Below are 17,938 nucleotides of genomic sequence, written 5' to 3' on the forward strand. Positions count from 1 at the left end.
TCAGTCCTCCTCGGCCGATTGGCCCTGGCCGGAACCGCCAAGGTCGATCGCAAGCAGGCCTGCACCGCCGCGCACGGCGATGTGGTCGCCGAGACCAAGCCCGTCGCGGATCAGCCAGCCATCGGGCACGCTCACTGGGTCGCTGAGGGCGACGCGGAAAAAGCCCTTCGCGGTCTGGCGGTAGACCCACATCTGGCCCTGAAAGCGAACGATGGCATCGCGCGGGACCAGCAACCCGGTGCGGGCCGGGCCGGCGGCGATTCTTGCGGTCAGGACCCGCCCGGTTAGCGACTGGCGGGCGATCGGCCCACGCAGCACCGCCAGCACGCCAGCGCTCTGTAGCCTCGCATCGGCAGCGCCCGCCGGTCCCAGCACCCGAACCATACTGGTTGCGGGGCCTGCCGCGACACTGACTGTGGTGCCTGGAGCGAGATTGGCACTGGGAATGTCAATACGAACTAGCGCTGCCTCTCCGTGTGCGATTGCGCCGGCAAGCAGTCGAACCTGCGTGATGCCAAGGCGCAGGAGCCCCGGCCCGAACTCGATCCCGATGCGTTGCTGCGCGAGACGCACGCGAGCCATATCTCCTTGCGCCTGGGCGCGTGCCGCTTCGACCGATCGGCGCGACGCGCTGACATCTTGACGATAAAGGGCTTCGAGGCGCCTCGCTTCCGCGGTGGAAGTTGCTGCTGCTGCCTCAGCAGTATCGATCTCGGCAATGATTGCCGCGAGCGGCGCGGCATCGAGACCCTTGGCGAAGCCGTCAAGCGTCGCAGCATCGCTCGACGAGGTCAGCGGAGCGACGACTATCCCAAGGCGGCGCTGTGTGTCGGCATCGATTGCAATCACGCCAACCGACTCGCCTGCGCCGGCCTCCCGCTTTACCCGTTCATCGGTGGCGGGGCCGGAGCCCGTAGCCTGGCCGAGCAGGCCGGCGGCATAGAGCGCCAAAGCGAGTGCACCGGCGCCGCCCAGCGCCCAGGCCGGGCCTTGCAAACGGTTCATCGTGAATTTCCTTCAATCCGGGTTTCAGGCCCGCTCAAGGGGCGGCGCAAAGCGTCTTCGAGTGCGGCATTCGCCCCCAGCACGCGGGTAATAGCGTCGATTTCGGCCAGCTGGGCGATCAGCAGCCCGGCCTGCGCGGCCGCCCAGTCGGTCCGATCAATCGCCCCCGCCGCGATCTCTCGATCGGCCTGCACGGCGAGCCGCTGCGCGATCGGCAAGTCGAGCTTGCGGAAATCGGCCAGCGCGCGCCGCGCCGCGGTGATCTCCGCATAAGCCGCATCGACGCTGCCCTCGGCGGAGGCATAGGCCGCCTCGAGCGCGGCCCCGGCCTCGCTGCGCCGCGCTTCGGCAGCGCGGATATTGCGCCGGTTGAGATCGAGTGGTGGCAGCACCAGCCCGACATTGAACGGCAGTTTGACCAGCCCCCGCTCCCAAGTGAAGCCAGGCCCCACGCTGATCGCCGGATATTGCTTGGCTACCTCCCCGCGAAGGTCGGCTTCGGCCTGGTCGTAGGCGACAATCGTCTTGAGCAGGTCAGCACGCGCCAGCAGGGCTCGACTGCGTTGCTGTGCAGTTGGCAGCAAGACGTGGACGTCCACTCCAAACGCGCCGCCTTCGGGCAGGCTTGCGGGCAGATTGGCCGCAGCAAGGCCTAATGCCTTGGCCACCTGCATCTTGCCAGCTTCGCGCATGGCTGTGGCGGCCGCATCGCGGCGGCGGGCATCTGCAAGGTCGCTGCGGGCGCGCTCCAACTCTGCGCGCGTGGCTTCGCCTGCATTTACCCGGCGATCCATCGCCTGCATCCGGCGTTCCTGCAGCGCAATGAGGTTGCTTGCCAACGTCAATTGACCCATCGCGGTCGAGACTTCGTCGAGCGCGCGCACCAGTCCCATCCGGGCGGTCCAGATCGCTTCGGCCAGTTCGTAGCGCGCTACATTGACTGCAAGGTCTGCACTGGCGATCCGCGCCGTGCGTCGACCACCGGTATCGAGTGGAATCTCCAGCGCCGCCCCAAACAGCCAGGGCGACGGGTCCGACGAGGCCTTGGCATATTCGGTCGACAGCGTGAGCGTCGGCCCTGCCGGAGCTCGCGCGGCCACGGCGGCGGCTTCGACGCTGTGAAGATGGGCGCGGGCCGCGGCGACATCCGGATTGTTCTCGACCAGCATCGCGAAGAGCAGGAGCCGATCTGGCTGAGCGGGATCGCAGGGTGCCGACGGCGCCAGTCGCTGGCAGGTCTGCACTGCCGCCGTCCACGACGCGCTACGCGCCGCGAACCGGTCGGCGATCTCGCCCAGCGGCTTCGGGGCAGGCGCATAGCTCACGCAGCTGGCCAGGCCGATTATCAGCAGGACGCCGGTTATCTGGCGGGTGAGAACGCTGCGCGCATGCGCTCTATTGAACTTCGTCGGCGCGGCACCAGAGCTGCCGCGCACCGCGAACGAGGGTGCCATTGCGTGAATTCCTCAGGTTGAAACAACACCGGTGACGGCGTCGTTCAGCCCCGAGGAGGTCGAAACAGCTCTGACAGAATCTGATTGGGCGGAAGGATGAAATCCGCGATGGCCCAGGCGCCTGCTTCGGCCACAAACGCCATTGCCTCTGCTTTCGCACAGCAAGGCAATCCAACGATGACCTGCTGTTGTGCTGTCGTCGCATGGTTGCGGTCTGGCGCGTGATCGAGCGTGTCGTCGAGGACATCGAATGCCGCACCCAGCCGCACAATCATGCTGTGGTTGCCCGCCTCGTAGGCCTCCGCAGCCACATGCCCCACCGAGTCAAGCGGTTGGTAAGACAGCAGCGTGATCGCCGCCAATGCGAGAAGCCACGACCCTAATCGGTCGAATACGCTTGGACGGCGAGGATGGCTGCGCGCACGGAACACGAAATAAGCATAGAGTGAACGCTTCGCGATGGAAATCCATTTGCGAGAGAGGGCGATGTACATATCGCGAGCAAGCATCGGGATGCGAATCCTCTCAGGCAGCTCTCGCTGGCTATCAGCAAATGAAAGAGGTGAACTAGATGGCACAGCCAAACGCCAACATCGCAATTCCGCGGACGGTTATGGCGCTGGGCTTCGTCAGCCTGTTCATGGACCTGTCGTCCGAGATCATCCACGCGCTGTTGCCGATATTCTTGACCACGACACTTGGAGCAAGCGTCGTGGTCGTTGGCGTGATCGACGGAATTGCGGAGGCAACGGCCTCGATTTCCAAGATCTTCTCAGGGTATGTCTCGGACCGGATTGGCCGACGTAAGCCGCTTATCCTGCTGGGCTATGGCATGGCGGCACTCACGAAGCCGCTTTTCGCAATCGCCCAGAGCGCCGGCGTGGTCCTGGGTGCCCGATTTGCTGACCGGATCGGGAAAGGGGTGCGCGGGGCTGCGCGCGATGCCCTTGTCGCCGATGTGACCCCGGAAGCAATCCGTGGACGGGCCTTCGGATTGCGCCAATCGATGGACACCATCGGAGCGTTTCTGGGGCCACTTCTATCTATCGGACTGATGGTGCTGTTCCGGAACGACATGCGCGCGGTGTTTTGGGTAGCGGTGATTCCAGCGGTGATTTCCGCAATGATCGTATTGATCTGGGTTCGGGAGCCTGTGAGTCATAGTGCGCATGTCGCCCGTCCACCGTTGCTTCTGCGCGAAATAGAGGAACTTGAGCAGAGTTTTTGGGGTGTGGTCGGAATCGGCGTAGTCTTTACCCTCGCACGGTTCAGCGAGGCATTTCTGATCCTCAAGGCCAGAGAGAGCGGCCTTCCCATTGCACTTGCGCCGCTCGTGCTAGTGGCCATGAACATTGTCTACTCATTGGGCGCCTATCCCGCTGGAATTCTGTCCGACAAGGTTTCCGCGAAGGTTCTGCTGAATTGGGGGCTTCTATGCCTTATCATAGCGGACTTGATGCTAGCGTTCGGATGGGGCCTTGTGCCTATTTTTGCCGGTATTGCCTTCTGGGGAGCCCACATGGCCCTCACACAGGGACTGCTAGCAAAGCTGGTTGCCGACCGTTCGCCCGAGCGGTTACGCGGCACAGCATTCGGCTTGTTCAACCTGGTCACCGGCGCCGCGATGCTTATCGCGAGCGTGCTCGCCGGTGTGCTGTGGGATTCGGTCGGCTCTTCCGGCACATTCATCGCGGGTGCCGTTTTTGGCCTGTTAGCATTGGGTCTTTCATTGACCCTCTAGCCGAGCCAAAGCGGCATAGCGCTTGTATTGGTCCGGAACGGACCGGCCAGCCGTGCTGGCCATCCAGTGAACCGCGAGAGCACCAAACGGCGAGCAAAAATGGATTGCTCGTGGGCGATCGATCCGCCGACCTCGCACTTGGAAAATCACCGTGCGAGGGACCGATTTCCAATGTGATTGCGAGCGAGATACCGCTCGCATCCGTATGGATATATTTGACGTATATTTGACGAAAGAGAGGATTCTGCCCTTAAGTCATTGAATTTTCTGGTGACCCCTACGGGAATCGAACCCGTGTTTCAGCCGTGAGAGGGCCGCGTCCTGACCGCTAGACGAAGGGGCCAATCCGCGTGAAGGGCCAAGCTGTGCACTGCCGGCTTCATCCGGTTCGGGAAGAAGCAAGTGGTGACCCCTACGGGAATCGAACCCGTGTTTCAGCCGTGAAAGGGCCGCGTCCTAACCGCTAGACGAAGGGGCCACTGGGCTTGCGCCGCTGGGCAGGTCCGCGCCTCTAAGGGGATGATCGCGGGGCGTCAAGCGGCGAATTGCAGAAATTTCTCAGTCGGCGAAAGCGGCGTCCTCGACGTGGAGTTCGGCGGCGGGACGGCTACCCCAGTCGTCGATCCTGGCACGCCCTGCGAGCCAGAACTGCCGCCCGCGCGCACCATGGAGCAGGACTTGCCCCATCTCGGTCTGCGCCGCCCGGAAAGCAATGGCCTTGAACGAGCGGCCATCGCTGCCCGCTGCAATCATCCGCACGTGATCCGTACCGACAAGGTCGCACTTCACCAGGCGCACGGGGCCGACCGCGACGCGAGGTCCTGGCCAGCCGATGCCGAAGGGGCCCGCCGATTCCAGCGTCTCGACCAGGGCAGGCGTAAGGCCTCCGGGTGCCAGTGACAGATCAAGCAACAGCGATTGCGAGGAGCGGGCGCCCACGACCTCGCGAGCGAGGCGTTCGTCCAGCCAGTCAGCAAGCCGATTGAGGTTCGCTGCATCAATCGTCAGCCCGCAGGCCATGGCGTGGCCACCGCCTGCAACCAGCAAGCCTGCCTCGCGCGCGGCGATTATTGCTGCGCCCAGATCGACCCCGGCGATGGAGCGGCCGGACCCCTTGCCTTGACCCGCCTCGTCGGCACCAAGCGCAATGACCAGCGATGGCTTGCCGGTCTTTTCCTTGATGCGACCCGCCACGATGCCGATCACGCCGGGATGCCAGCCGTGCCCGGCCAGCACCATCACTGCCCGGTTGTGCTGCGCGGCAATCTGCGCTTCGGCTTCTTCCTGTACCACCTGCTCGATGGCGCGGCGCTCTTCGTTGAGGCGGGAGAGCTGTGCGGAGATATCGCGGGCCTCGTCCGGGTCCTGCGTGGTCAGCAGGCGCACGCCGAGTGTCGCTTCGCCGACGCGGCCGCCCGCGTTTATCCGGGGCCCGAGCGCAAAGCCGAGATCGCTACATGTCGGCGCACGGCTGAGGCGGCTGGCATCAATGAGGGCAGAGAGACCGATGTTCTCGCGCCGCGCCATGATCTTCAGGCCTTGCGCAACCAGCGCCCGGTTCAAGCCCTTCAATTGCGCCACGTCGGCCACCGTTCCCAGCGCGACCAGATCGAGCAGGCGCATCAGATCTGGTGCCTTGCGTGTCTCGAAGTAACCACGCCCGCGCAAGTCACGCACCGTCGCCACGGCCAGCAGAAAGGCAACGCCGACTGCGGCCAGATGTCCATGGGCGGCCGCTTCGTCGCATTCGTCGAGGCGGTTCGGGTTGACCAGCGCAGCGGCGCGGGGAAGCTCGGGCGAGCACTTGTGGTGATCGACTACGATCACATCGACCCCGACTTCGGCTGCCGCCGCCAGCGCCTCGTGCGCCATCGCGCCGCAGTCGACCGTGACGATCAGGTTTGACCCTTCCTGCGCCAGCTTGACCAGCGCCTCGCCCGAGGGGCCATAGCCTTCGAGCAGGCGGTCGGGGATGTAATGGCCCGCGCTCACGCCAAGATCGCGCAGCAGCAGGATCAGCAGTGCCGCGCTGGTTGCGCCGTCGACGTCATAGTCGCCGTAGATCGTGATTCGTTCGCCCGAGAGCACGGCGTCGGCCAGGCGACGGGCGGCTGTGTCCATGTCGCGGAAAAGCGAAGGATCGGGAAGAAAATCGCGCAAGGTCGGACGACGGTGGCGTTCGATATCGTCCGGGCCGACCCCGCGCGAGAGCAGGAGCTGGGTGACGATCGCATCATCCACTCCGCTGCCACCCTGGCCTGAGCCTGAAAGGCCAAGGTCCATGTTCCCGCCGCGCCAGCGCCAGGCCTGTCCTGAAAGGGATTGCGTAATAGCCGTGACCGGAATCATCGCTTTGCGCTATACCATGGCGCAGGCTGCGGAAAGGGCAGGCGGGTGTGCTCTTGCTCACCGCGCTAGAATTGTCCCCCGCGCATAGGGTCGCATCGGTTCTGTAATCCTTGAGGAGGATGCTGAAATGCGCGCGAACATGGGACGTTACCTCATCGGTGGTCTGGTCATGGCCGGGGCGGGCGCGGGTGTTCTCGCCCAGCAGGCCAGCGCGCCAATCGCCCGATATGAGATGCGAGCCGAGACGATGTCGGGGTTCGGTGCGGGTGGTCAGGGTGGCATAGGCGCTGCCATGGCGATGGCGATGGGGGGCACGCCCAAGGCGCAGCACATGCTCTGGCTCGATCTTGGCACATCGCGCGCAGCCGCTGACGGCAAGCCCAAGGCGGAACATTTCATGCCGGCAGGAGCCAAGCTCGGAAAGTCCGTGCTGCTGAAAACACCCGTGAAGACGCCTGTGGAACCTGGCACGACGGATTTCCAGCGGCCCAAGGGGCGGATGCTGATCTTCTGGGGCTGCGGCGAACATGCGCCAAAGGGGCAGCCGGTGGTGATCGACTTCAGCAAGCTCGCCGCGGGGCAGGTGCCGCCCGGACTCTTTACCACTGCGGTGCCGGTGGATCGTTGGGTTTCTCCATCGTCGAGCCGCACCTATGGCACCTGGCCGAGCGACGACGGCAAGTCGGCCAAGCCCGATTCGTCGCTGGTCGGTGCCCACCGCGTGGTGGCCAATTACTCCCCGGACATTGCCTTCAGTCTGGCAAAAGACTTCATGGGTCCCCTGAATGCCTCGAACAGTTCGCAGCCAAGCGGCGCGACGCTCCTGCGCTGGGGGGCTGTGCCCGATGCGACGGGTTACTACGCGATGATCATCGGCGGAAAGCAGGCGCCCACGGGGCAGGACATGATGGACATCGTCTGGTGGTCGTCCAGTGCATCGCGCCAGTTCGGCGGTGGGCTTTCTGACTGGCTCGCCCCGGCGACCGTAGCGAAGCTGGTCACTGACAAGACCGTGATGTCCCCGCAGACGACAACTTGCACCATTCCGGCAGAGGTCAAGGCGGCTGCGCCCGACTATATGTTCGGCACGCTCCACGCCTATGGCCCGGAAGAGTCGTTCGCCTATCCGCCACGCCCTGCCGATCCCAAGGTGAAGTGGGTGCCCGAATGGACTGCGCGTATTCGCCATCGCTCCACGACTGGCTTCCTCGTCGGTGTCGAAGGCTTCGGCGGGGCTGCGAGCGCAGAGACCCAGGCGCCCAAGCCGCAGTGCAAGCCCAAGAAGAAGGGGCTGGGTGGTCTGCTTGGCGGAGCCGTCGGCGGCGCGCTGGGACTTCCGGGCGGCGGCGGGGACGGCTGCTGAGCGCATGGCGAACGGGCTTCTGATCGTCTGGCACAGCCGCACGGGCGCAGCTGAAGCGATGGCTTCGGCCGCGGCCGATGGGGCGAGAGCGGAGTGTGGTCCGGAAGCCTGCAAGCTGATCTGTGCGGAGCAGGCGTCCGTGCAGGACCTTCTCGGGGCAGCGGGATATCTGTTCTGTTGCCCCGAAAACCTCGGCAGCATGACCGGGGAAATGAAGGCATTCTTTGACCGGACCTACTATCCCGTTCTCGGGCAGATTGAAGGTCGGCCCTATGCAACGATGATCGCAGCGGGCTCGGACGGCACCGGAGCGGAACGGCAGATTGACCGCATCGTGACGGGATGGCGGCTGCGCCGTGTCGCCGAGCCGATGATTGCCTGCACACATGCGCAGACGCCCGATGCGATACTTGCGCCAAAGCAGCTATCAGCAGACACGCTGCAGAATTGTCACAATCTGGGACAAGCAATTGTAACAGGCCTCGCGATAGGGGTTTTCTAAGCAAACACCGACTATAGTCCGGAACGGGACAATCGTGGCGCGGTGGTGACTCGACGCTTCCCGAACGCTGTGCAACGCTGAGTCATTGCTGAAAGGTGGGCGAGTGGACGCTAGTGACCGGTCTGCAGATTGTGCGCCTGTCGCCGCGTTGCTGCATGGTGCTGAAAGCTTGCCTGCTCTTTCCGATCTTCTGTCGGGCCCTGAGCGGGGTTTGCGCTATTTCGTTTCCCACGCCCCCGAAGCCAGCGAAGGCTGGGCAGAAGTGCTCAGCAACGGGCTGACGTTCGACCTTCGCGGCCTGCGCGATGGTCCGGCCCAGCCAGCGCCGGACATTGCAAGTGCCCTCGGCCTGCCACTGCCGGTTCCCGCTGAATCCAGTTGGCTTACCGTTGCTCCAGGACCCCATCTTGCCGGAGCGGAGCGCCTGCTTCCGGTGATTCGCGTCGTCTCCATGCTGCTGATGGAGCTCGCGAAGGTCGGTCCGGCAAGGGGAGTCGCCTGGTTTCCCGCCCGTTTGGTCATTAAATCGGACTTGTTCGAGCGCGCTGTGCGTCCTTGGCTCGAAGGCGGCGCGTTCCCCGCGCCAGCCTTTGTCGCAATGCATCGCGGTGCCGATGGCTCGCTGCGGACCGAGGGACTCAATTTCCTGATAGGGCAGGAATTTCTTCTCGGCCCGGGCGAATCTGGCGATGTGCGTCAACTTCCGTTTGTCGCACTACGCCTCGTCGACTGGCTGGTCGCTAACGGGCCAGTGATCGAATCGGCAAAGGCAGTTCTTGCCGGAACGGGGGCAGTCTCGCTTGAGGCTGAAGGAGGCGAACGTATCCTTGCCCGGTGCGACTGAAACTGGACCATTTCCGAACTGATAGGGGGTGCCTGCCATTCGGCAGCGTCAACGTGCCCGGCCAATCGGGCTACCAGCCGGACCAGCAGCGCCACCACCTGATACCGAGACAGGTACTGCACTTTGCGCCACTGGGGCGAATGATCGGTTCACTGGGAGCGGACCGTCTCGGCATTCATGACTTCCGCCGCAACGGCCAGTTGCTCCCTGCATCCGAAAGTGCCGCCTTGCGCGCAGGGCTTCCGCTCCATCGCGGGCCGCACCGAGCCTATAATGAACTGGTCATCGAGCGGATCGGACAGATCGAGGCTGACTGGTCCCGTGATCGCGAGCAGGGTCGCGGGGCTGACTATGTGGCGCTGATGCGCTTCGATCTGTTGCAGCGCGCGCTGCGCCGCAGGCTGCTTGATCCGAGGAATTGGTCGCGAGCGCCATTGAATGCTCGCGACCCTGCTCTCGATTTCGGTCATCTCGACGAAATGGTCGACCTGTTCTGGTCAGACACAGCCTCTGTTGGCCTCGCCGTACACGCTACTTGAGAAACGGCGCGGAATTGGCCGAAAGCGCCGAGGCAGCTTCGCGGTACTGCGCTTCGAGACGGTCGACACGCGCCGCGACGGGTTCGACGGCCGTGACCGCGCCGATGCCTTGGCCTGAGCCCCAGATATCTTTCCACGCCTTGACTTCGGTGTTTCCGCCCGAGCCGAAGTTCATCTTGCTCGGATCGCTTTCGGGAAGATTGTCGGGATCGAGGCCCGAATTGACGATCGAGGAGCGCAGGTAGTTGCCGTGGACGCCAGTGAACAAGTTGGAATAGACGATGTCGCCTGCACGGCTGTCGACGATGGCTTGCTTGTAGGCCTGCTCGGCCCGGGCTTCCTCAGTCGCGATCCAGGCTGATCCGATATAGGCGAAGTCTGCACCCAGAGCTTGCGCGGCAAGGATCGAACGGCCGTGAGCGATTGCGCCCGACAGTGCAACGAGGCCATCGAACCATTCGCGGATTTCCTGCATCAGCGCGAAAGGCGACTGCGCGCCTGCGTGGCCACCGGCTCCTGCTGCGACCGGAATAAGGCCGTCGGCGCCCTTCTCGATGGCCTTGCGAGCGAAACGGTCGTCGATCACGTCGTGCAGCACGATTCCGCCCCAGCTGTGCGCCGCGTTATAGACGTCTTCGCGCGCGCCGAGTGAGGTGATCAGCATCGGCACCTGCCACTTGGCGCACATCGCCATGTCTTCATCGAGGCGGTTGTTGGTCTTGTGGACGATCTGGTTGACTGCGAACGGTGCGGCTGGACGGTCCGGGTTGGCCCGGTTGTATGCGGCCAGTTCTTCGCTGATCTGATGAAGCCACTCGTCGAGCTGGCTGATCGGACGGGCATTGAGCGAGGGGAATGAGCCGACGATCCCCGCCTTGCACTGCGCGATGACCAGTTCAGGGCAGGAGATGATGAACAGCGGCGAGGCGATAACGGGCAGGCGCAGGTTGGCGAACAGGGCGGGAAGTGGCATCCGGTTCCGATCCTTCTCGAATGGCGGTTAATCGACCAGTTAAACGGGCGCTATGCCAAGCCGTCGCGCTTGTCAAAGGGGATCAGGCAAGCATGTCCTCGATGCCGTAGAACCGCGCAGCGGTGCCTGCGAAGAGCGCGCGCTTCTCAGTCTCGGATGCGCCATGGGCGAGGCGCTTGAATGTGTTCCACAAGACGTTGTAGCTCGCACCCCACTTGTCGACGGGGTAGTTGCTTTCGAACATCGCGCGCTCAGGCCCGAAGGCCTCGATGCAGGTTTCAATGTAGGGCCGCCACATCGCGGCAAGCGTTTCCGAGGATAGGCCTGCCATCGGTCCCTGCTCGGGCAATCCGCAGAACGACATGGCAAGGCCGCCCAGCTTGATCGTGACGTTGGGGCACTGGGCGAGGGCGTGAATGTTCTCCCGCCACACATCAAAGCGTTCGTGCAGCTTGCCGTGATAGCTGGCGGTCCCAAGCGGCGTACCGCAGTGATCAAGGCAGATCGGCTGGTCCGGAAAGGCACGGGCAAGATCGAGCGCGTCGGACAGTTGCGGCTCCAGCAGCCATGCGTCGAAAGTCAGTCCCAGTTCTCCGAGGTGGCGGAAGCCCTGCCGGAATGCGTCGGAGCGGTAGAGTTCGGGCGGCGCATGGAACGGAGGGCCGAGCACGTCGGGATTTGCGTCCCACGCCCCCTGATGGCGGATGCCCCGGAAGCGCCCGTTGCCCGCCTGTGCAAGCGCTTCCAGCACCGGGCGCGCTCCTTCGCCAAGGGTCAGGTCGGCGTGGCCGATGATTGCGGCGCAGGGGTGGAAGTCGCCATAGAGGCCGCTGGCACCCTGCGCTGCCACGCCGTTGACGAACTCGACTTCGCCGACCGGTTTCATCGCCGTGTCGGCCCCTGCGCGGTAGAAGGCGCCGCATTCCATGTAGACCGTGGCAACGACGTTGTGGCCACCACGGGCATCGGCCAGCAACTGGTCGAACGTGTAATAGGCCGAGTGGGACAGCGTCTCGATGAAGGGATGGCGCGGCTGCGGGAAGGCCGCGATCAGCGGGCGCAAGTCCCACAGGTGGTGGTGCGGATCGATGATCGGCAGATCAGGTTCGAGAATCGCTTCTTGCGCCATGTGTCCTGTCCCGTTGCGTGCCTCTGGCGGGCATCGGGTGGACTATGGCGGATCGCCGGAGCGCGACAAGGGGGCATTTAACTGGCCGATTGAACAGGTGGCCCCGAAGAGCCACCTGCATAGCGGTCAGCCGACGGCGTTCGCAGCGCTGAGAACCGCGCGCACGCTTGCCGTGGCCACGTCCTCGTCGATGCCCACGCCCCAGATGGTGCGACCATCGGCGGTCTTGCACTCGACATAGGCTGCGGCGCGGGCATTGCTGCCGGCACCCATCGCGTGCTCCGAATAGTCGGTGATGTCGATCTCGACGCCGAAACCGTCCTTGAGCGTGGCGACGACCGAAGAGATCAGGCCATTGCCCCGCCCGGATACCGACTGAACCTTGCCGTCGACCTCGATCTTGCCAGCGAAAATGCGCGTACCGTCAGGTCCGCGCGCTTCCTCGTAATCGACAAGCTGGAAGTGCTGCGGCGCATCAAGGCGATAGGCCTTGCGGAACACGCCCCAGATGTCGGCAGCCTGCAGTTCGCGGCCCAGCTCGTCGGCCAGTTCCTGCACGTGGCGCGAGAAGTGCGCCTGCATCTTCTTGGGCAGCTTGAGGCCCTGATCCTGCTCGAGCACCCAGGCGAAGCCGCCCTTGCCGGACTGCGAGTTGACGCGGATCACCGCTTCATAGCTGCGGCCGAGGTCCGCCGGGTCGATCGGCAGGTAGGGGATCGCCCAAAGCTCGTCGTTGCGTGTTTCCTGTGCGGCGAAGCCCTTCTTGATCGCGTCCTGATGGCTGCCCGAAAACGCGGTGAAGACCAGCTCGCCGCCATAGGGATGGCGCGGGTGGACCGGCAACTGGTTGCAGTATTCGACGGTCTGGATGACCTCGTCGATGTCAGAGAAGTCCAGCTCCGGATCGACGCCCTGCGTGTAGAGGTTGAGGCCCACGGTCACCAGGCAGCAATTGCCGGTGCGCTCGCCATTTCCGAACAGGCAACCCTCGACGCGGTCAGCACCTGCCATCAGGCCCAGTTCCGCCGCAGCAACGCCGGTGCCGCGGTCATTGTGGGTGTGGAGCGAGATCACCGCGCGATCGCGGTTCGGCAGGTTGCGGCAGAAATACTCGATCTGGTCGGCGTAGATGTTGGGCGTCGCCGCCTCGACTGTTGCCGGAAGGTTGAGGATGATCGGCTTTTCGACGGTGGGCTGGAGAATCTCCATCACCGCCTCGCAGCATTCGATGCTGAAATCGACTTCGGCGGTCGAGAAGGTCTCGGGGCTGTATTCGAAGTGCCAGTCGGTCTGCGGGAAGCGGGCGGCCTGATCGCGCAGGAACTTTGCGCCATCCTGCGCGATCTTGCGCACGTCGGCCTTGTCCATGCCGAACACGACCTGACGCCACAGCGGCGAAACCGCGTTGTAGACGTGGACGATGGCTTGCTTCGCGCCGGCAAGGCTCTCGAAGCTGGTCTTGATCAGATCTTCGCGCGACTGGGTGAGAACCTGCACGAACACATCGTCGGGAATGCGACCGTCATCGACGAGGCCACGGATGAAATCATATTCGGTGGCACCGGCGGACGGGAAGCCGACCTCGATTTCCTTGAGGCCCACCTTGAGCAGCAGGTCGAAGAAGCGGCTCTTTTTCTCCGCGTCCATCGGATCGATCAGCGACTGGTTGCCATCGCGCATGTCGGTGGAGAGCCAGCGCGGGGCCTTGGTGATCGTGCGGCTGGGCCACTGGCGATCAGGCAGGATAATCTGCGGGAACGGGCGGTACTTGGCCGAAGGATTCTTGAGCATGGTCATGGGAGTGCACTCGAATTGTCTGGATTTTGCCGGTTTTGCTTTTCATCCCCTGGGCGCCGTGCGCGCCGGGATGGACCGACGCGTCAGCTCACGCCCAAGGGCGGATAAGTCGCAGGGTAAGGTCCAGTCGAGTGGTCATGCGACAAGCCTATGGTGAATCACGTCGCGCTTGTCCAGAATGAATGCGAATAGAATGGGAGAGATAGGGCATGAACGTTGCGCCTTTCATCGTCGACATACCACAAAACGACATCGCAGACCTGCATCGGCGCATCGACATGACCCGCTGGGCGGAAAAGGAAACGGTCGACGACTGGTCGCAGGGTGCACCACTTGCGGCACTTCAGGACTTCGTGGCGCACTGGCGCAATGGCTATGACTGGTACGCCTGCCAGGCCATGCTCAACCAATGGGGCATGTTCGAGACCGAGATCGATGGTGTCATGATCCGGTTCCTGCATGTCCGCTCGCCCCACGCGGACGCGCGCCCGCTTCTGATGACGCACGGCTGGCCCGGCTCTATCCTCGAGTTCCGCCGTTGCATCGCGCCGCTTACCCGGCCCGAGGAACATGGGGGCAGTGCGTCGGACGCCTTCCATCTCGTGATCCCATGCCTTCCGGGCTACGGATTCTCGGGCAAGCCGAAGGTCAAGGGCTGGGGCGTGCAGAAGATTGCGCAGGCCTGGGGCGAACTGATGGCGCGGCTGGGCTACGATCACTGGTTGGCGCAGGGCGGTGACTGGGGTTCGATCGTGACGACGATGATCGGTGCGATGAAAGTGCCTGGCTGCAAGGGCATTCATCTCAACATGCCGATGGCAGCTCCCTCGCCCGAGGATATAGCCGCGCCCGACCCCGCCGATCTCAAGGCCATGGCGGCGTTGAAGCATTATCAGGACTGGGATTCCGGATACTCGAAGGAGCAATCCACGCGGCCGCAGACCGTTGGGTACGGTCTGGTCGATTCGCCCGTGGGGCTCGCGGGATGGATCTATGAAAAGATGTGGGCCTGGACTGACAACGGCGGTGTACCGGAAGATGCGCTGAGCCGGGACGACATGCTCGACAACATCATGCTCTATTGGTTGACCGCAGCAGGCGCGTCTTCTGCAAGGCTCTACTGGGAGAGCTTCGGAGCCATAGGCGGGGTGCAGATCGATATCCCGGTGGCGGCGAGCGCTTTCCCGAAGGAGATCATCCCGTCACCGCGCAAGTGGTTCGAGCGGACTTGCTCGCAACTGGTTTACTGGGGGGAACTGGACAAGGGCGGCCACTTTGCCGCGTGGGAGCAGCCCGAAGCCTTCGTGAAGGAGCTCCGGGCTGCATTTTCCCTGATGCGTTAGAGGGTTACTTCTTTTCGAAGGCCGCGGTGATGTCGAGCTTCACTTCGTCCGAGACGAAGGGAATGCCGTACTTCACGTTGAAGTCCGAGCGCTTGATCGTGGCCTTGCCGTGGAAGCCGAGCGTTGCCGCCTTGGTGAAGGGGTTGGTGCCGGCACCGGCAAAGGTCGCGTCGAGCGTGACCGGCTTGGTCACGCCGTTGAGCGTCAGGTCACCAGTGATCTTGGCGCTAACGCCGTCTGCGCCGGGGGCAACGCTGGTCGATACGAACGTGGCGTCGGCGGGCGTGGCACCGAAGAAGTCGGCGGGCTTGCCGTCAGCGCCGGGCTTGAGCAGGTGCGCGGTGAGGCCAGCATTCGCCGTGATGACCTTGCTGACCGGAATCTTGACCGAAACCTTTGCCGCGGCAGGATTGGCCGGGTCGATCTCGAGCCTGCCAGAAACATCGCCGAACAGGCCGAAGTAATCGTTGAAGCCGAAGTGGTTGACGCGCCAGCCAACCAGCGAGTGGCTGGCATCGGCCGTGTAGGATCCTGCAACAACGCGGGTCTTGTCGGCCTTGCCCGGGGCTTCGGGCATCTGGGCAACCATCGGTGCAGCGGCGGCGGCGAGGGCAAGCGGCAGGGCAAGCATCAGCGCGCGGGGCACGCGGGAAAACTTCGGCATGGATATCTCCTTGGGGAGGTAAGGAGCGCACTGGATGCCAAAGTGCTGTCAGCCACACAAGGCGAAACTCCCGTCGGAGTAGTGCTTCCAACGGAATTGGCCGCAATGGCTCAGCCGCAGCGAGCGGTCAGCAGCTTGCCTTTGTCATCCACGATGAGGTTGAGACGGTCGCCGCGCAGGTCCTGCGTGATTACGGCACCCGGACGTATGACCCGCATCCTGTCGTGACCCACTGTGCGTGCGAGCATGGTGCGCGCCTGGGGGGTGAAAAGCGTTCCGACAAGGCGAAGGGCGGCGCGCTGTCCACACGTGTCTGGCGAGGCCTGATCTGCAGTGGTTCCGGCAGCACGCGGACTTTGCGCGGCTGGCCTGCGAGACATTTCGTCCCCGGCGGCATTTGCCTGCCCGGCAAGCAGGCTCAGCGCGGCCATGCAGATGGGCAACCTTGGCAAGGGACAGCCTCGTGTGATCAAAATCTCCAGTTCGGAGTGATATAGATCACAATTCTGGCGTCCACTGCATTCGTCGATGCAGGGGGGATGTTAATGGAAAAGCCAGCCGACCGAGCCTGAGGCCGGACAAGAGAAAGGGCGGCCGAAACCGCCCTCTCCCGATATCTGCGCTGATGCGGAGCGATCAGTTCTTCGACTGGTCGACCAGCTTGTTCGCGCCGATCCACGGCATCATCGCACGCAGCTTGGCACCGGTCTCTTCGATCGGGTGACGCTGGGCGAGGCCGCGGGCAGCCTTGAGTTCGGGCTGGCCGGCGCGGTTGTCGAGCACGAAGTCCTTGACGAAGCGGCCAGACTGGATGTCAGCGAGAACGCGCTTCATTTCCTTCTTGGTCTCTTCGGTGATGATGCGCGGACCGGTCTTGATGTCGCCGTACTCGGCAGTGTTCGAGATCGAGTAGCGCATGTTGGCGATGCCGCCTTCATAGAGCAGGTCGACGATCAGCTTCAGTTCGTGGAGGCATTCGAAGTAGGCCATTTCCGGCGCATAACCGGCTTCGACCAGTGTTTCGAAACCGGCCTGGATGAGGGCGGTGGTGCCGCCGCAAAGCACGGCCTGCTCGCCGAACAGATCGGTTTCGCATTCCTCGCGGAAGTTGGTCTCGATGATGCCCGAGCGGCCACCGCCAACGCCCGAGGCGTAGGCCAGCGCAACGTCATGGGCGTTGCCGGTAACGTTCTGGTGGACGGCGATCAGGCAGGGCACGCCGCCGCCACGCTGGTATTCGCTGCGGACGGTGTGGCCCGGGCCCTTGGGCGCGATCATGATCACGTCGATGTCGGCGCGCGCTTCGATCAGGCCGAAGTGGATGTTCAGGCCATGGGCGAAGGCGAGCGCAGCGCCCGGCTTCATGTTGGCGTGGAGGTCATCGGCGTAGATCGCGGCCTGATGCTCGTCGGGTGCGAGGATCATGAGCACGTCGGCCCATGCAGCCGCTTCGGCGTTCGGCAGGACCTTGAAGCCGGCAGCTTCGGCCTTCTTGGCACTGGCCGAACCCGGACGAAGCGCAATGGCCACGTCCTTGACGCCCGAATCGCGCAGGTTCTGCGCATGGGCATGGCCTTGCGAACCGTAGCCGAGAATGGCGATCTTCTTGTCCGTGATGAGGTTCAGATCGCAGTCTGCGTCGTAATAGACCTTCATGTCGTTCCCAATCTTTGATGAATTCGTGAATGGATGGGGTTCAGTTGGTTCAGGCGGCGGTCGCGCCGCGGATCATGCCGACGATGCCGGTGCGGCCGACTTCGACGAGGCCGAGCTCCTTCATCAGCGAGACGAAACTGTCGATCTTGTCCGGCGCGCCGGTCAGTTCGAAGATGAAGCTCGAGGTCGTTGTGTCGACGACCTTGGCGCGGAACACGTCGGCAAGGCGCAGCGCCTCGACGCGGTTCTCACCCTTGCCCGACACCTTGATCAGCGCCAGTTCGCGTTCCACGAACGGGCCGACTTCGGTGAGATCGGTGACCTTGTGCACGGGCACCAGCCGTTCCAGCTGCGCGCGGATCTGGTCGATCACCGGCGGCGGGCCATGGGTGACGATAGTGATCCGGCTGACGTCGTGGCCATCTGTAATGTCGGCCACGGTCAGGCTGTCGATGTTGTAACCACGCGCGGTGAACAGCCCTGCGATCTTGGCAAGGATGCCCGCCTCGTTGTCGACGGTGATGGTGAGGACGTGGCGCTCCTGCGCCTCCTGAGGGATGTGCATCATGTCCGGGGTCC

17 protein-coding genes and 2 tRNA genes are annotated in these 17,938 nt (G+C 63.7%); 6 read left to right on the forward strand and 13 right to left on the reverse strand.

Annotation, left to right across the window (positions count from 1 at the left end):
• The 3 genes from ACZ1JX_RS04525 to ACZ1JX_RS04535 are packed head-to-tail and all read right to left on the reverse strand — an operon-like array spanning window position 1 to window position 2,968.
• Window positions 1–1,005 carry an efflux RND transporter periplasmic adaptor subunit gene (locus tag ACZ1JX_RS04525; protein ID WP_465125590.1) on the reverse strand — a complete coding sequence of 335 codons (1,005 nt, stop codon included), beginning with the start codon at window positions 1,003–1,005 and terminating at the stop codon, window positions 1–3.
• Window positions 1,002–2,459, reverse strand: coding sequence for a TolC family protein (locus ACZ1JX_RS04530; RefSeq protein ID WP_465125591.1), 1,458 nt, complete (start codon window positions 2,457–2,459; stop codon window positions 1,002–1,004). The genes ACZ1JX_RS04525 and ACZ1JX_RS04530 overlap by 4 nt, the downstream gene beginning before the upstream one ends.
• A 44-nt stretch (window positions 2,460–2,503) precedes the next feature.
• On the reverse strand, window positions 2,504–2,968 hold the full coding sequence (locus ACZ1JX_RS04535) for a hypothetical protein (RefSeq protein ID WP_465125592.1): 465 nt from the start codon (window positions 2,966–2,968) through the stop codon (window positions 2,504–2,506).
• 62 nt (window positions 2,969–3,030) lie between these two features.
• On the opposite strand from ACZ1JX_RS04535, the gene ACZ1JX_RS04540 reads away from it, so the two are divergent.
• Window positions 3,031–4,200, forward strand: a complete 1,170-nt coding sequence (locus ACZ1JX_RS04540; protein WP_465125593.1) for an MFS transporter — start codon at window positions 3,031–3,033, stop codon at window positions 4,198–4,200.
• 268 nt (window positions 4,201–4,468) lie between these two features.
• Here ACZ1JX_RS04540 and ACZ1JX_RS04545 read toward each other — a convergent pair.
• The 3 genes from ACZ1JX_RS04545 to recJ form a co-directional block, all read right to left on the reverse strand.
• Window positions 4,469–4,543 (reverse strand) — tRNA-Glu (locus ACZ1JX_RS04545).
• A gap of 60 nt (window positions 4,544–4,603) precedes the next feature.
• Window positions 4,604–4,678 (reverse strand) — tRNA-Glu (locus tag ACZ1JX_RS04550).
• A gap of 80 nt (window positions 4,679–4,758) precedes the next feature.
• Window positions 4,759–6,549, reverse strand: a complete 1,791-nt coding sequence (recJ, locus tag ACZ1JX_RS04555) for a single-stranded-DNA-specific exonuclease RecJ (RefSeq protein WP_465125594.1) — start codon at window positions 6,547–6,549, stop codon at window positions 4,759–4,761.
• Window positions 6,550–6,676: 127 nt separating this feature from the next.
• Here recJ and ACZ1JX_RS04560 point away from each other — a divergent pair, with 127 nt between their 5' ends.
• The 4 genes from ACZ1JX_RS04560 to ACZ1JX_RS04575 all read left to right on the forward strand — a co-directional run bounded on the left by ACZ1JX_RS04560 (window position 6,677) and on the right by ACZ1JX_RS04575 (window position 9,797).
• Window positions 6,677–7,912 (forward strand): hypothetical protein, encoded by a 1,236-nt coding sequence (locus tag ACZ1JX_RS04560; protein ID WP_465125595.1) that lies wholly within the window; start codon window positions 6,677–6,679, stop codon window positions 7,910–7,912.
• Window positions 7,913–7,970: 58 nt separating this feature from the next.
• A complete protein-coding gene (locus ACZ1JX_RS04565; protein ID WP_465126354.1) occupies window positions 7,971–8,414 on the forward strand; it encodes a flavodoxin family protein in 444 nt (147 codons plus the stop codon).
• A 103-nt stretch (window positions 8,415–8,517) separates the two neighbouring features.
• Window positions 8,518–9,258 (forward strand): hypothetical protein, encoded by a 741-nt coding sequence (locus ACZ1JX_RS04570; protein WP_465125596.1) that lies wholly within the window; start codon window positions 8,518–8,520, stop codon window positions 9,256–9,258.
• A 53-nt stretch (window positions 9,259–9,311) separates the two neighbouring features.
• Window positions 9,312–9,797, forward strand: coding sequence for an AHH domain-containing protein (locus ACZ1JX_RS04575; RefSeq protein WP_465125597.1), 486 nt, complete (start codon window positions 9,312–9,314; stop codon window positions 9,795–9,797).
• On the opposite strand, the gene ACZ1JX_RS04580 is transcribed toward ACZ1JX_RS04575, so the two are convergent.
• The 3 genes from ACZ1JX_RS04580 to leuA all read right to left on the reverse strand — a co-directional run bounded on the left by ACZ1JX_RS04580 (window position 9,790) and on the right by leuA (window position 13,696).
• The gene (locus tag ACZ1JX_RS04580; RefSeq protein ID WP_465125598.1) at window positions 9,790–10,770 is read right to left on the reverse strand and encodes an NAD(P)H-dependent flavin oxidoreductase; all 981 of its coding nucleotides are present in this window, start codon (window positions 10,768–10,770) and stop codon (window positions 9,790–9,792) included. The two genes, ACZ1JX_RS04575 and ACZ1JX_RS04580, sit on opposite strands and share 8 nt — an antisense overlap.
• A gap of 82 nt (window positions 10,771–10,852) precedes the next feature.
• Complete coding sequence (locus ACZ1JX_RS04585; RefSeq protein ID WP_465125599.1) at window positions 10,853–11,899, reverse strand: amidohydrolase family protein; 1,047 nt, start codon at window positions 11,897–11,899, stop codon at window positions 10,853–10,855.
• A 126-nt stretch (window positions 11,900–12,025) separates the two neighbouring features.
• Window positions 12,026–13,696 carry a 2-isopropylmalate synthase gene (leuA, locus tag ACZ1JX_RS04590; RefSeq protein WP_465125600.1) on the reverse strand — a complete coding sequence of 557 codons (1,671 nt, stop codon included), beginning with the start codon at window positions 13,694–13,696 and terminating at the stop codon, window positions 12,026–12,028.
• Window positions 13,697–13,905: 209 nt separating this feature from the next.
• On the opposite strand from leuA, the gene ACZ1JX_RS04595 reads away from it, so the two are divergent.
• Window positions 13,906–15,039: an epoxide hydrolase family protein gene (locus ACZ1JX_RS04595; RefSeq protein WP_465125601.1), complete on the forward strand. Its 1,134-nt coding sequence runs from the start codon at window positions 13,906–13,908 to the stop codon at window positions 15,037–15,039.
• A gap of 4 nt (window positions 15,040–15,043) precedes the next feature.
• Here the strand turns inward: ACZ1JX_RS04595 and ACZ1JX_RS04600 are convergent, their stop codons facing one another.
• The 4 genes from ACZ1JX_RS04600 to ilvN all read right to left on the reverse strand — a co-directional run bounded on the left by ACZ1JX_RS04600 (window position 15,044) and on the right by ilvN (window position 17,924).
• Window positions 15,044–15,703, reverse strand: a complete 660-nt coding sequence (locus tag ACZ1JX_RS04600; protein WP_465125602.1) for a YceI family protein — start codon at window positions 15,701–15,703, stop codon at window positions 15,044–15,046.
• Window positions 15,704–15,813: 110 nt separating this feature from the next.
• Complete coding sequence (locus ACZ1JX_RS04605) at window positions 15,814–16,134, reverse strand: I78 family peptidase inhibitor (protein WP_465125603.1); 321 nt, start codon at window positions 16,132–16,134, stop codon at window positions 15,814–15,816.
• Window positions 16,135–16,339: 205 nt separating this feature from the next.
• A complete protein-coding gene (ilvC, locus tag ACZ1JX_RS04610) occupies window positions 16,340–17,359 on the reverse strand; it encodes a ketol-acid reductoisomerase (protein ID WP_465125604.1) in 1,020 nt (339 codons plus the stop codon).
• Between the two features lie 49 nt (window positions 17,360–17,408).
• Complete coding sequence (ilvN, locus tag ACZ1JX_RS04615) at window positions 17,409–17,924, reverse strand: acetolactate synthase small subunit (RefSeq protein WP_465126355.1); 516 nt, start codon at window positions 17,922–17,924, stop codon at window positions 17,409–17,411.
• Window positions 17,925–17,938 lie beyond the last annotated feature (14 nt).

This window comes from Novosphingobium sp. BL-A-41-Hi4A-0G (assembly GCF_055521735.1).